Below are 13,315 nucleotides of genomic sequence, written 5' to 3'. Positions count from 1 at the left end.
CCTTGATCATTCCAATGATCTGTTCGTCGCTAAATCTGCGTTTCATAGTCCATCCTTTGCTTGGACGGATTACTAACACCTCAATGGCCTGATTTCAGGGGGCTGGGTCACTCAAAATCAACGACTTAGCTGTCGCTGACTGGTAAAACTATGTGTCCCCCGACACTTGTTGTGAAGCGACACATAGTTCTTCCTATTGCGCCAAAGTCTTTCCTATTTTGACGCTCTCCGCTTCGAACCCATAGTCCCGCTTGTTTCGTTGGTCCCGTTTCCCAACCGGAAAATTGGGTGCGATTTGAAGGTCAGGCGGCGTAGAGTTTGATGGCAAATGCCTAGACTAGGTGTGGCACAGTGTTTCCTGGTGTAGTGCCCGGCGACCGTTCTAGCCGCCCATTGCCGCCATTCATGGTGGAAGCCTACGCTGCATCACAGCACAGCTGAACCGGTCCTTCGTCGCAACTGCAAAGTCTTGGGGTCGCTGAACTCACACATAGCGGACAAAACCGCCGTAGCCCGCTTAAGCAATTTTTTTGAAATGATTGACCTTCAAACGGAGGCATGCCCACGCAATCGGATCACCAGCGGCGTCATCAGCAGAATTAGTGCGGCCGCGAAAAGGAACGGTGCACCCGGGAAATAAAGGCCTGTCCCATCAACGGATGTCTGAAACAATCCGGTCATAACCAAGGGAGATGAAACTGCGGCAACGGATGACAGTGACGCAATAACGCCCTGCACAACTCCCTGCCGATCTTCATCTACTTGGTTCGATGCCATTGCTGTCATCAACGCTGGTACAAGATCAGACAACGCCGCTAGAACAAGGAAGATGATCAGGGCCATAACCGAGCTGGTAAAGCCAAAGCCGATCATCCCGATCAGCGCCGAAATCATGCCCAACATCAGCGTGCGAAAGTCCCCGATCCATTTGATAAAGATGGGCATTAACCCACCCTGGACCAAAGCCAACAGCACGCCGTAGGCTGCAAGAGACAGTCCAATATAGAGTGTAGGCCAGTCGAATACTTCACGCGTCCAGAATGCCCAAAGTGTTGGGTAGACCATATTGGCAAACTCAAAGATAAAAATGCAAAGCAGGGGCACAGCAAGGCCTGGTATGCGGAAAGCATCAAAGATCGACTTGAATGGGTTGAGGTCGAGCTTTCCAAAAGGGCGGCGTTTGTCTGACGTCAGGCTTTCTGGTAGCACGAAGTAACCAAACAAGGCGTTGCTCGCCGACAGAACCGCCGCAATCCAAAACGGCGCGGCGACGCTGATTTCTGCTGCGATGCCACCAACGGCTGGACCTAGTACAAAGCCAATCCCGAATGCCGCGCCGATAAGGCCAAAATTCGCCGCCTTCTGTTGAGGAGAAGAAATGTCGGCAATATAGGCCGTCGCAGTGATATAGGTCGCCCCTGCAAGGCCCGCGACGGTCCGCCCTAGAAGAAGAAGCCAAAAACTGTCGGCCATAGCCATGATCACATAGTCCAGCGTGAGCGTGACAAGCGCCGCTAACAATATCGGCCTGCGGCCAACTGCATCTGAAATGCTTCCGACGATGGGTCCACACAGGAACAATGCCCCTGCATAGGCAGCCATCAGCAACCCACCCCAAAGTGCACCTTGCCCGGTATCACCCGCGCCAACCCGGTCCATCAAATCCGGCATAATCGGGAACACGATACCGATGCCGATGGCGTCGATCATCAGCGTTAGAAGAATGAAGACAATAGCTCGGTTCTTGAACATACTGCCCTATCAAACGGGAACCCTGGCAAAGCAAGCAAAAAGAGTTTTTACCTGGAGATACGATTGGACTGCTTCGAATCCTCTAGCCCAACATCGTGCCGAAGACTGAGCTGGGTGGTATCAATCCGGTCTCAAATCCAATAAATTTGCCTGAAACCAAGATAGGACGCCCGATACCTAAATCAAAAAAAACCAAGGTAAGGTGCCCGGGTGCAAACCCCGTCAAGCAGCCTGCTTGGCATCAAGCACTAAACGGAACTGCCGACAACATCGGAAATGGCCAACTAAGACAGATAAAAAGGCACAGAACAAATCGGCCTAGGTCGAGTGCAAATTTGAAGTGACTTGGTGACATTGCTGTATTAGATATCTTGGCCGCCAGTTACCCATTTGCATGGGTTTGTGCTGGTGGCGTTCAAAGCATCCCATTCCGGACATGCCAATATTAGTCAAGCGCCGCGACGCAGCTTCGCTAGATCGGGCTCTCGCTGCGCCTGCTTGATCAGATTTCCTTGGAACTCCCAGATCGCGGAACAAAGTTAGCTTTCGCTGCACGCGCCCCAATGGCGGCTGTCAGCACATTGCGACGATGGTATTTCAAGGGGGTCAGGCAGGAACTAGACTTTCGTTGCAGTTGCATGATGTCTATGTGATTTCACCAAAGCAGCCATTCAGTAGATGAGATCACCAGCAACCGTAAGTTCAGCCTCACTTAAACATCTAACTGGCGGCGAATGTCAGGTTTTCCTTCACGTTACCTTGACTATTTCGTTGATAGCATCGTGCCCAAATACAAAGAAACACCTTGTTAGTCTGTAAAATCGTTGGATAATCGACAATCGAAACAACACCGGAAGAAGCTACACTATCTAACACTTCTCAAACCTTTTTGGTGGCGAAAAAGTCCGAAGCTAGTCGCACACAAAGGTTCGTCACCTTCTCTAAGCTTAAGCTGAAATTACGGCTTCCCTATTTGTGCGGAACTGCCCTTTCAGCGCAGTTTCGGCCCGAACAAGGGAGTATCTGCGGCGGCTGATCGGTACGACATCCCCATTGTCCAACTTCGCTTGATAAGCGCTACCGTCCACATCAATTCGCAATACATGACGGTAGCGGATCCAATGGGACCGGTGGCATTGAGCACCCCGAAACTCGGTCAGAGCTTTGACGGCTTGGGAAAACGGCATGTGAATGATTGCCTGCCCCTCTTTAGTGACAACGAGGATATAGTGGTCCTGAGCCTGAATTCGTATGAGATCCTGTTCAAGGTGGTGTGGGACCTGAGGTAGAACGGTTTGCAACACCGGCTCGCTACTCACTTTTTCGACCAGAGACTCTCGCAGTTTTTTGGCAAGCGTCACCGTTCGCGCGGCGAACAAAACAGTTATAGCGGCAAGGCTGATTGCCGGATGAAAAATATCCACCACTTCTTGCAAGTAAGCGTAAATGAGAGTGGCATGTTCTGCGTCCTGCTCCTCAACGCCGATCACTGTGTCGATCAGCAGCGACGGAACTGCCAATATGAACGGCAGCAAAATCACAGACAGGATCAAAGTCCATGGGGCACGTAGTCCCGCGATGATTCCAATCGCATTTACTGAAATCATGATCATCATCGACACGAACAAATGCAGGAACCAATGCAGGGTTGCTGCGACAAAGTCCAAGCCTTGCGTCCCTTCAGGACCAAAGCCGGTCAGAGTAATCGCTCCTATCAGTGAGTAAAGCATCGCGAACTTCAGCAATCCGGGCCAACTGGTGAAATCCTCAGGGATGGCAAGATGGTCTGAGGCATTTTTCAGACCTGACGATACGATAGATGTCAGATGTTTAGAAAAGCTCATGTTTCTGGACCGTTCATTTCCTTGCAGATTACAGTCGCCAATGCGTCTCGAACATAGACACATCAACACTTATTTCGCCAGCGGTAGTATAACGACCGTTGGCGAAAACCGCCGGCGTGTTGACGCATGAAAACGACCACAAACGAAACTTAGCTGGCCCATACACGCAGTTCCCTGACATCCCAGCAAGGCATCAGGACCTCCTGATACCTCGTCTTTGGGAAACTGTCTGAACGGAAACATACATATGAGTTACAACACTAAGTCGGCCAGTATTGCGCTTGTCGTAAGCTCGATCGCGGCAACGCAGGTTGTCGCACAAGAGACCAACTCTGATTGGGAAGGGTATTTTGGTATCGGTCTGCGTCGCGAAAATGTCTATCCCGGCTCAGACAGGATGGAGAATTCGGCGGGACTGGACGTCGATGTGACCTGGAATAACCTGTTTTTCTTGCGTACAGAATCCGGGGTTGGGGCCTATTTGATCAACGCCGAAAGAACTGGCGGAAACTTCTCGTTCGGGACAGCCGTCGGGTATGATTTCACCGAGCGGTTGGTTGCTGATGACAGCCGCCTGACCGGGCTGCGCGATGTAAAAGGTAGCCCGGCGTTGCGGTTATTGATGGAATACGAGTTAGGGCAAGCCGAGATAGAGCTTAACGTTTCACGCGCCTTTGGCAGCGATGGTCACGAGGGGCTTACGGCGGAACTGAGTGCGAATTTCGAATACCCGCTTGGTGAAAGCACGTATTTGGGCTTCGCGCCTTCTGTTACATGGGCAAACTCCAGCTACATGAATGCGTTTTATGGTGTTTCCGCCAGCGAGGCGGCCAACAGCAATTTTTCAGAGCATAAAGCCGGGTCGGGTATCGAGCAGATTGGCCTGGAGCTGAGCATCGCACATTTTTTCAACGATCGCTTCGGTCTTTACGGCGTTGCAGAATACAACGCATTGCAAAGCGACGCAAAAAATAGCCCCGTCACCTTCGATTCGTCGCAGCTTGAATTCACCACAGGTGTTGTCTTTCGCTTCTAGCTGAGAGGCTCCTTGTCAGAGCTGCCATTGGGGGCTCTGACTTTTCCCACCAGAGTCTTGAAGACACAACAGGTCGCAGATGCGGACCTGCCCACTGGAGCAGTAACTTATGACTCAACCTTTGAAATCCAACCTATACAAGGTTTTCCGCCTGCTGCGGGTACCTATTCTTGTTGTTGGAATTTTATACATCGCGACCAATACGAGAATTGGTGTTCATGGTGTTTTCGAGGTGATCAACTTTGTCTCGCCAGACGACGTTGCAGAATATGCCCCTACCAATCCGCCGGTTCCCGAGACCGGGACCATCAAACCGAGTGGAGTTATTAGTCTGCCAGATAGCATCGAGCAGCCGTCTGGTGTGAGCCTGGGCGAAGATGGGCACCACCTGTTTCTTGTGACCGATCAGGCAGAGTTGTTTGAGCTGGATGGCGATACGCTTGCTGTATCGTCACGGGCTCTGATGAGAAGTATTCCTTTGGTGTTCCGGCAGGGTTCAATCGAAACAGTGGCAGCCGGCGCAGATGAGGTCTTTGTTTCGGGCGATACCGGCATCATTCAGGTTTGGGAAAAACAGGATGGCATTTGGTCTCAACAAAGCGACATTGTTCCCAATGGCCCAAGCGCCGATCAGGTGACCGCGTTGTCGGCGATGGCTTATGACCCGCGCAGTCAGAAGTTATATTTTGGTACTGAAACTGGCGTTCTGGGAACCATCGACACGCATAACGCCGAAGTGTCTCTGCTTCCCCTTAGCGGAGCAAAAAAGCCAGGGCGCAGCTTGGGCGACCTTGAGTTTACCGGGATGGACATCCGCGACGGGCGTTTGTTCGTACTGACAAGCACAATCCCCTCGATCCTCGAAGTGGACCCGGCCACCGGCTGGATCAAGGATCTCTACCTCATTTCGGGCAATCCCGATCCTGCGGGTTTGGCACTTGTGAATGACATGGCTTTCGTCTTGCAAGATCACGAGTACACAGAGTCAGCCCCAGGCATCAAAGCCTATCGGATCCCCGGCCTAAGCGATGGTGTTACGGGATGATGGCTTTGGGATTTTTTCGTACGCAACAAACCCAGATGACTGGTCTCATGCAGAGAAGGGATGCAGCCGTGGAAACCTCAAATCCAACTGCAATTGTCCAGCAGAGTAGCCGCGTGTCGGAGGTTGGGGCGAAACCCGCGACTATGAGCGGAGCGGCCCGCCAGATTATTGCTCTATCGCAACGTGAGGTTATCGTGTTGGTTGGCGGGTTGATAGCCTTGGGGTTTGTGCGTCTGATTGGGATTTTCACGGTCCCGCTAACTGATACAACCGAAGCTCGCTATGCAGAAATCGCCCGAAAAATGGTCGAGACACAGGATTGGATTACACCTCAGTTCGACTACGGCATCCCGTTTTGGGGGAAACCACCACTTCACACATGGCTTTCTGCGCTGGGAATGGAGCTTTTCGGCGTCAATGCGTTTGGCGCACGTGTTCTCATCCTTATTTGCGCCATTGCGCTGCTAGTTTTACTCTTTCGATGGGTGCGTCAGAACCTCGGCGCTGGCGCTGCGCTATGCGTGATTTCTGTCCTGTCCAGCGCGATCCTGTTTTTCGGGGCTAGTGCATTTGTCATGACAGATCTGGTTCTGGTTCTTGGAACAACGCTTGTCATGATCTCACTGTGGCAGGCAATGTGTGCCGATAACACCCGTTCGTGGGGAGTATGGCCTGCTGGTGTCGGTCTTGCGATTGGGTTGCTGGCAAAGGGACCGGTGGCTTTGGTTCTTTGCGGGATCCCGGTTGTCCTATGGGCTGTACTCAGCGGTCAGGCTCGCAGCTTACTTCGCGTGCGTTGGGGCATGGGAGCGTTGTTAACACTTGTCTTGGCATTGCCTTGGTATGTGCTGGCAGAGTTGAAAACCCCTGGATTTCTCTACTACTTTCTTGTCGGTGAGCACTTTGAGCGCTTCACGATTCCGGATTGGCAGGGTGACTTGTACGGATCAGGGCATGAGCGCCCGAAAGGGGCGATTTGGTCTGACTGGATGCTGGCATTCTTGCCATGGTCTCTATTCCTGATCCCACTGATCTTTAAACCCGCTGGTCTCAAGTCCGCATTCCTAGCGGACCGATCCGGTTGGCTGTTGTATCTACTCTGTTGGACGCTGTCACCGATGATCCTGTTTACCTTGTCGGCCAACATTCTGGCGGCTTACACGCTGCCATCGTTACCCGCGGCCTCGATCCTGATTGTCTACCTGTATGGCGCGATATGGTCAGGGGCTCACCAAAGCATAATACGTATGTGTTTTGTCGGCGGTGTCCTGTTTACGTTGACTACAGGGGCTATCATGATGGTTTTGGCACAGGTTCAACCTGATGCGTTGCGATTGCGCAGTGCTAAGGTTCTGGTCAGCCAACTGCACCAAATCGACCAGAATGCAAAGCTCTACTATCTGGGTCGGCGCAGCTATTCCGGTGAGTTTTATACGCAGGGCCGCGCGCGGGTTATTCAAGACCTCGCTCAAATCGATACTACGGATCAGGTTGCGTATGCGATTGCGGTCCCGTCGAATTCCGAATTGTCTGACACCGAAAATCTGGTTGATGGCTTTGAGCGTATCGGACAGTTTGGTCGCCATGTGCTGTTCTATAGATCAGCCGCCGGGACGGAGATCAGCCAATGAGCGTCCCTGAGCAGTCTTTGTTTCATTTCCCGGCCGTGGTCGCCGATGCAACACCCAGGCCCGACTTGAGTTTCGTCATTCCTGCATTCAACGAAGAAGAAAACATTCGCAAGACTCTGCTGGAAGTTGCCGCAGAAGCGAAACGGCTGAAGAAAACCTTCGAAATTGTCGTCGTCGATGACGGAAGCACGGACAAGACCTATGATCAGATTGTCTGTATTGGTGGCAAACTACCCTTGTCTGCGATCCGGCTGTCGCGAAACTTTGGTAAAGAGCAGGCCATGTCAGCCGGGCTTATGCGCACACGTGGCAAAGCGGTTGTCATTCTGGACGCAGATTTGCAGGAGCCTCTCGCAACCCTGCAGCATCTGATTGAACGTTTCGAAGAAGGGTATGATGTGGTCTACGCTGTGCGGGCGCATCGGCATGACGAAAGCCCACTAAAACGGTTGCTCACCAGTGGGTTTTATCGCCTTCTCAGCATAGGAAGCGAATGCCAGATACCGCCCGATGCGCGGGACTATCGCATTATGGATCGGCGGGTTGTCGAGGCGTTGTTGTCTTTGCCTGAGCGCAACAAGTTCATGAAAGGATTGTTCAGCTGGGTCGGGTTTAAGAGTTGTGCCGTTCCAATAGAACTGCGTGTCAGACACGCGGGAACCAGCAAGTTTGGCTTGCGCAATCTGTTCAGGCTCGCTTTGACCGGCCTGACCTCTTTTTCTGATTGGCCACTACGCATCTGGACTGTGATTGGTTTCGCCTTTGCCAGTATATCCATGCTAATGAGCTTCTGGATTGTGCTAAAAACCTTGATCTGGGGTGTCGATGTCCCTGGTTTTGCAACCACGACCACCGCTATTTTTTTTCTTGGCGGGCTTCAGCTGATCTCAATTGGCGTGATTGGCGAATATCTTTCGCGAGTGTTCTCTGAGGTCAAACAGCGTCCGGGTTTCATTGTGGCAGAGGAATACAAATCAAACTTCTGTATATGAAAAACCTTCTTCAAATCATACGATTCGGCTTTGTCGGCGGTGCCGCGACGGTACTGCACTATGGTATTGCTATAGTCGTTTTGATGTTGGGTATGTCCGCTTTGCAGGCAAATGCGATCGGATTTTTAGGAGCGTTCGGGTTGGGCTTTCTTGGTCACCGGCATTTTACCTTTCATGATCGCGGTATCCACAAGGTAAGATCACTGGCTAGATATGGCGTCGTGTCTTTGGGTAGCTTCCTGTGCGGTCAAGCCTTACTTGCGACAATCATGATTTTCTATTGGATGCCTGAGACTCTCGCATTGTCTCTTGTGATCGTATTTGTGGCCACACTCAACTTCGTGCTCAGTCGCAACTGGGCCTTTGCAGCGGTCTCAAAATCCTGCAGTAGTTTTGACTGACATGCACCCCGAATTGGCTCCACTTATTGTTTACGCTCAGGACGTATTGCTTTTTGCTACAGCACCTGCCCCACGGCGCGAAACATGAAGTGCAACATGGGCGAGCTCTATTGATTGACCAACGAGTAAATGGCGATGTTCGCCTCTTTCTCGTTAAAGGCACATTGCACACTTGGGGTCGGTGATAAGCGGGCGTTAAGAGGCGTGCGCATTCCGAGAAACGACTATGTATCGCGAGCCGAAGGCTCGCTTTGAGCAAGCTGCTGCGCGACAAAGGAAATGACGATGAACGGCAGTTAAGAGCAACGAAGTGCTATGTACCCGCAGGCATGATGAGGTGGAAACAAGGAGATGAGATTTGGGTAAAGATCGTCACACAGATGCTCCTCCAAATGATCTGTCACGCTTCGATTGCGGCAACTATGACGTCAGGACTGAGCCGATGACTGATGCGGAAGTTTGGGAGAATACCCCAGAAAAACGTCGCCGCATGCTGCCATCGAGCTTTCATCAGAGGTTTGGCAAGGCAGATACAGACAAGGAACCCAACACCAATAGAGCAATCTCCTAGAGTCCTTACCGGCCATTGATCGTGCTCTAGGACTTTGTTCATGCAGCAGGTCGCTAAACGCATAAACGGGACATCGCCTGTGTTGCTAGCAACTAGAAAGATTGGGGACGAAGCGGCCATTGGTTTCGTTGAAACCAATGGCCGCTTTGGGCTGATGGGCCCTCAAGCTAAGCAGCGATTTGTCGCTTCTTGAAAGTGACTGACCCGAGCATCAACGCTAGGAAGATCAAGTTCAATGCCGCGTTGAAGGGTGAGCCCGCAACAATAGAAAACGTGGAATCTATAAGGAACCATACAACAGCGGAATACAAGACAACCTTTCGGCCCTCAACAGGGGCAACTGGCATCACCTCGGTTCCGACGGTCCACATCATCGCACCTATTCCAGCAGTCAAACCGCCTCCGATAGCAAGCATTAATCGCCCAGTTGGATCTAAGATCGCAGGGGCTTCCGAGACCGGCCAATGGGCTAGGTCTAGGAAAAGCTCTGCCAGAGGATAAAGTGGCGGCCATGCTGTTAGGGCTAGTGCAAACCCTAAAAAAGCAACGATGATCCCATTGATGCGCATTCGTTTTTGTTCTTTTGTCATACGTGGCCTCCTTTGATGACATGAGTTCAGTTCCCATAGCGTGCGACGCCAGACAATTACCTCTTAGGTAGGTGACCCGCGCCATTTATAGAGCTACTCATGCGCCATGACACAATTCTCCGAACTGCTCCGGCATTGGCGACAGACGCGGCGCTTTAGCCAAATGGACCTTGCACTCGAGGCCAACGTCAGCGCGCGTCACATCTCCTTTCTTGAAACTGGGCGCGCACGACCGAGCCGAGAGATGATCATTCAACTAGGGGAAGCGCTGACGGTGCCGCTCTCCGCTCGAAACCAGATGCTTAATGCGATAGGGTTTGCGTCTCGGTATGAGGCTCGAGACTGGGACGATACTGAGATGGCACCAATCCGGCAGGCAATTGATCGCACGCTTCAAAACCACGCGCCTTACCCAGGGATCGCTATCGACCGGCTATGGCGGTTAACGCGGATGAACGAGCCTGCGCAAAAAATGTTCGGGATGTTCGGAATAGCAGAAGGCAGCTGTATGCTAGAGCTTCTGCGAAATCCATTGTTGTGGGAAACCGTCGAAAACTGGCCTGAATTTGCTTACAGTACTATGCTGAGGCTTAGAACAGAAAGCGCAGCTCAGGGTGGTGTTCACGAGCTGGATGCCGCTGTAGCATTTTTGATTGACCATGCGCGTGTTGGCACGGATCAAGGCCCCACAATGCTTACGGTGTTTCGGTTCGGGGACCAGCGTTTCTCGATGTTTGGCACCATCGCTCAATTTGGAACACCAGAGGATACAACCTTGGAAGAACTAAAGATTGAACTTTTCTTTCCTTCTGATGGCGAGACCAAGCATGCTTTAGAAACAGTGTTTGGAAATTAACTGTTCGATTTGGAAATACCATGCGAACTCTTTGGTTGGTTCGTGGCCTTTCAATGTCAAAGCAATGCCTCCTTCCATCGTTTCGTGTGCTTTGGTAAAATGTGTGGTATCGATCAAAGTGGGCTCGAAACAGACGTTCTCGGCGCACAGGATCAATGACTGCTATCCGGCGACTAAAGCAATGGTTCGTTTGATCCGCAGGAGAACTGACCACTCAACCAAAGATCTCTTTACATAACATCCCTTCAGAGACGTTCGCGGTTCGTTGTTCCGGAGTGTGCATCTATAGGTTGCGTGCGCTTCGACTTTTTGGCATATACCCACACGGCCTTCTGAGATGTTTGCCCTATGCCCAAAGCCAGATTTTAAGTTAAGCTGACCCAAGCCGCATTCCTTGAAGAGCTTTGCACGCATGCGGCTACAAACTTTACACCATTGAGCCCGTCATGAACCGTTGGATAAACAACGGAAACGTCAGGTAAACTCCCATTCCGGAAAGCTTGGATCGCCTCAGCAGCCTCTCCATAGATATTGGCGAAACCTTCGAGATATCCCTCGGGATGGCCTGGAGGGACTCTACTCAACCGATTGGCAGCATCACCAGCACCAGCTCCATTTCGGGTGATCAGACGTTTGGGTTCGTTGTATGGTGTAAACCAAAGGTAATTGGGATCTTCCTGAGACCACTCCAGCCCACCTTTTTCGCCATAGACCCGTAAACGAAGTGCGTTTTCATTTCCGGGAGCCACCTGAGAAGACCACAACATCCCCCGCGCTCCGCCTTCGAAGCGCAGCAAGACGTGGGCATTGTCGTCGACTTTGCGCCCCGGCACAAAGGCCTGCAAATCTGCCGCCAAGCTTTCCGCGGTCAGCCCGGTTACAAAGCAAGCGAGGTTGTAAGCATGAGTCCCGATATCACCGGTTGATCCACCCGCGCCCGAGCGTTCGGGATCGGTTCGCCACTCAGCCTGTTTGAAATCCTGCTGCTCGGTCAGCCAATCCTGCGGGTACTCAACCTGCACCACGCGAGTCTTGCCAATATCGCCGTTGGCAACCATTTCACGCGCCTGCCGAACCATTGGATAGCCCGTGTAATTGTGGGTTAAAATGAATAAGGCATTCGCGCTTTCCGCTGCTTTGACCAGCTTTTTCGCATCGGCAAGGGTCGAGGTGAGTGGCTTGTCACAAATGACATGAATCCCGCGTTTCAGGAACTCACGCGCGGCCGCATAATGGACGTGATTTGGCGTGACGATTGAGACCGCCTCGATCCCAGATTTCAGCCGGGCTTCCCTTATCGCCATCTGTTTGAAGTCTTCATAGACCCGTTCGAGCCCCAATGCCTGACCACTTTCAAGAGACTTCTCTGGCGTTGAGGACAGGGCACCGGCAACCAGCTCGAACTTGTCGTCCAGTCGCGCTGCTATGCGATGAACCCCGCCTATGAAGGCTTCGTTTCCGCCGCCAACCATGCCAAGGCGAATGCGTCCTGAGGTTTCTTCACTGCGTCCTGTAACCATTACTCAATCCCCAGCATTTTGCGATTGGCCGCTTCGTCCGTGCCACCATCAGCGAAATCATCAAAGGCTTTCTCGGTCACACGGATTATATGATCTGATACAAATTGAGCGCCCTCACGCGCGCCATCCTCAGGGTGTTTGAGGCAGCATTCCCATTCCACAACTGCCCAGCCATCAAAGTCATTCGCCGCCATTTTTGAAAAGACTGCCCCGAAATCCACTTGACCATCGCCAAGTGACCGGAAGCGTCCGGCACGATCAACCCAGCTTTGATACCCGGAATAAACTCCTTGCCGACCCGTTGGGTTAAACTCGGCATCTTTGACATGGAACATCCGAATTCGATCTTTGTAGATGTCAATATTGTCCAAATAGTCGAGGCATTGCAGCACGTAGTGCGACGGATCATAAAGCATGCAGGCCCGTGAGTGATTTCCCGTCCGTTCCAGAAACATCTCGTACGTCACACCATCGTGGAGGTCCTCTCCGGGGTGAATTTCGTAGCAGACATCAACGCCGCAGTCTTCGGCGTGATTCAGGATGGGCACCCAACGACGCGCAAGCTCATCAAACGCGGTTTCGATCAAGCCCGCAGGGCGCTGAGGCCAAGGATAGACATAGGGCCAGGCCAAAGCGCCTGAGAATGTCGCATGTGCCGAAATGCCCAAATTTTTCGAAGCGGATAGCGCCTTCTTGACCTGGTCTACTGCCCATTCTTGCCGGGCTTTCGGATTTCCTCTGACGCTTTCGGCGGCAAAACCATCAAACGCACTGTCATAGGCCGGGTGAACGGCCACAAGCTGGCCCTGAAGGTGCGTTGAAAGTTCGGTGACCTCGACACCATTTTCCCTGGCTTTGCCTTTGAAGTCATCGCAATAATCGGCGCTGGACGCAGCCTGTTCCAAGTCGAACAACCGACCATCCCAACTGGGAACCTGAACGCCCTTGTATCCACAATCAGCCGCCCATTTGGTGATCGCGTCCCACGAATTGAACGGTGCTTCGTCCCCCGCAAATTGCGCAAGAAACAAAGCTGGACCTTTGATCGTCTTCATAAAATTTCCTCCCCAAAACCTA

The 13,315-nt window shown here is 52.1% G+C and carries 12 protein-coding genes; 7 read left to right on the top strand and 5 right to left on the bottom strand.

Annotated elements, in window-relative coordinates; translation table 11 throughout:
• Nucleotides 1-546 precede the first annotated feature (546 nt).
• Together ACR0I7_RS18760 and ACR0I7_RS18755 are read right to left on the bottom strand one after the other, a co-directional pair.
• Nucleotides 547-1,752, bottom strand: coding sequence for an MFS transporter (locus tag ACR0I7_RS18760; protein WP_480513694.1), 1,206 nt, complete (start codon nt 1,750-1,752; stop codon nt 547-549).
• Nucleotides 1,753-2,699: 947 nt separating this feature from the next.
• Nucleotides 2,700-3,596 (bottom strand): LytTR family DNA-binding domain-containing protein, encoded by an 897-nt coding sequence (locus ACR0I7_RS18755; RefSeq protein ID WP_480513693.1) that lies wholly within the window; start codon nt 3,594-3,596, stop codon nt 2,700-2,702.
• Between the two features lie 247 nt (nt 3,597-3,843).
• Here ACR0I7_RS18755 and ACR0I7_RS18750 point away from each other — a divergent pair, with 247 nt between their 5' ends.
• The 6 genes from ACR0I7_RS18750 (at nt 3,844) to ACR0I7_RS18725 (ending at nt 9,272) form a co-directional block, all read left to right on the top strand.
• A complete protein-coding gene (locus ACR0I7_RS18750; protein WP_480513691.1) occupies nt 3,844-4,632 on the top strand; it encodes a MipA/OmpV family protein in 789 nt (262 codons plus the stop codon).
• Between the two features lie 109 nt (nt 4,633-4,741).
• The gene (locus ACR0I7_RS18745) at nt 4,742-5,677 is read left to right on the top strand and encodes a hypothetical protein (protein WP_480513689.1); all 936 of its coding nucleotides are present in this window, start codon (nt 4,742-4,744) and stop codon (nt 5,675-5,677) included.
• Nucleotides 5,678-5,724: 47 nt separating this feature from the next.
• Nucleotides 5,725-7,308, top strand: a complete 1,584-nt coding sequence (locus ACR0I7_RS18740; protein WP_480513687.1) for an ArnT family glycosyltransferase — start codon at nt 5,725-5,727, stop codon at nt 7,306-7,308.
• Nucleotides 7,305-8,300: a glycosyltransferase family 2 protein gene (locus tag ACR0I7_RS18735; RefSeq protein ID WP_480513686.1), complete on the top strand. Its 996-nt coding sequence runs from the start codon at nt 7,305-7,307 to the stop codon at nt 8,298-8,300. The genes ACR0I7_RS18740 and ACR0I7_RS18735 overlap by 4 nt, the downstream gene beginning before the upstream one ends.
• On the top strand, nt 8,297-8,701 hold the full coding sequence (locus tag ACR0I7_RS18730) for a GtrA family protein (protein WP_480513685.1): 405 nt from the start codon (nt 8,297-8,299) through the stop codon (nt 8,699-8,701). The genes ACR0I7_RS18735 and ACR0I7_RS18730 overlap by 4 nt, the downstream gene beginning before the upstream one ends.
• A gap of 358 nt (nt 8,702-9,059) precedes the next feature.
• Nucleotides 9,060-9,272, top strand: coding sequence for a hypothetical protein (locus ACR0I7_RS18725; protein WP_480513683.1), 213 nt, complete (start codon nt 9,060-9,062; stop codon nt 9,270-9,272).
• A 167-nt stretch (nt 9,273-9,439) separates the two neighbouring features.
• Here ACR0I7_RS18725 and ACR0I7_RS18720 read toward each other — a convergent pair whose 3' ends face one another.
• Nucleotides 9,440-9,862, bottom strand: coding sequence for a hypothetical protein (locus tag ACR0I7_RS18720; protein ID WP_480513682.1), 423 nt, complete (start codon nt 9,860-9,862; stop codon nt 9,440-9,442).
• A 106-nt stretch (nt 9,863-9,968) separates the two neighbouring features.
• Here ACR0I7_RS18720 and ACR0I7_RS18715 point away from each other — a divergent pair, with 106 nt between their 5' ends.
• Nucleotides 9,969-10,718: a helix-turn-helix domain-containing protein gene (locus tag ACR0I7_RS18715; RefSeq protein WP_480513681.1), complete on the top strand. Its 750-nt coding sequence runs from the start codon at nt 9,969-9,971 to the stop codon at nt 10,716-10,718.
• A gap of 365 nt (nt 10,719-11,083) precedes the next feature.
• Here ACR0I7_RS18715 and ACR0I7_RS18710 read toward each other — a convergent pair whose 3' ends face one another.
• On the bottom strand, nt 11,084-12,190 hold the full coding sequence (locus tag ACR0I7_RS18710; protein ID WP_480513679.1) for a Gfo/Idh/MocA family protein: 1,107 nt from the start codon (nt 12,188-12,190) through the stop codon (nt 11,084-11,086).
• A 47-nt stretch (nt 12,191-12,237) separates the two neighbouring features.
• The gene (locus ACR0I7_RS18705) at nt 12,238-13,293 is read right to left on the bottom strand and encodes a sugar phosphate isomerase/epimerase family protein (RefSeq protein WP_480513678.1); all 1,056 of its coding nucleotides are present in this window, start codon (nt 13,291-13,293) and stop codon (nt 12,238-12,240) included.
• Between the last annotated feature and the right edge of the window lie 22 nt (nt 13,294-13,315).

It is taken from the genome of Ruegeria sp. AM1 (assembly GCF_056540745.1).
The sequence above is the reverse complement of the archived record's forward strand: the minus strand, read 5'-3'. Positions and strand labels throughout refer to the sequence as shown.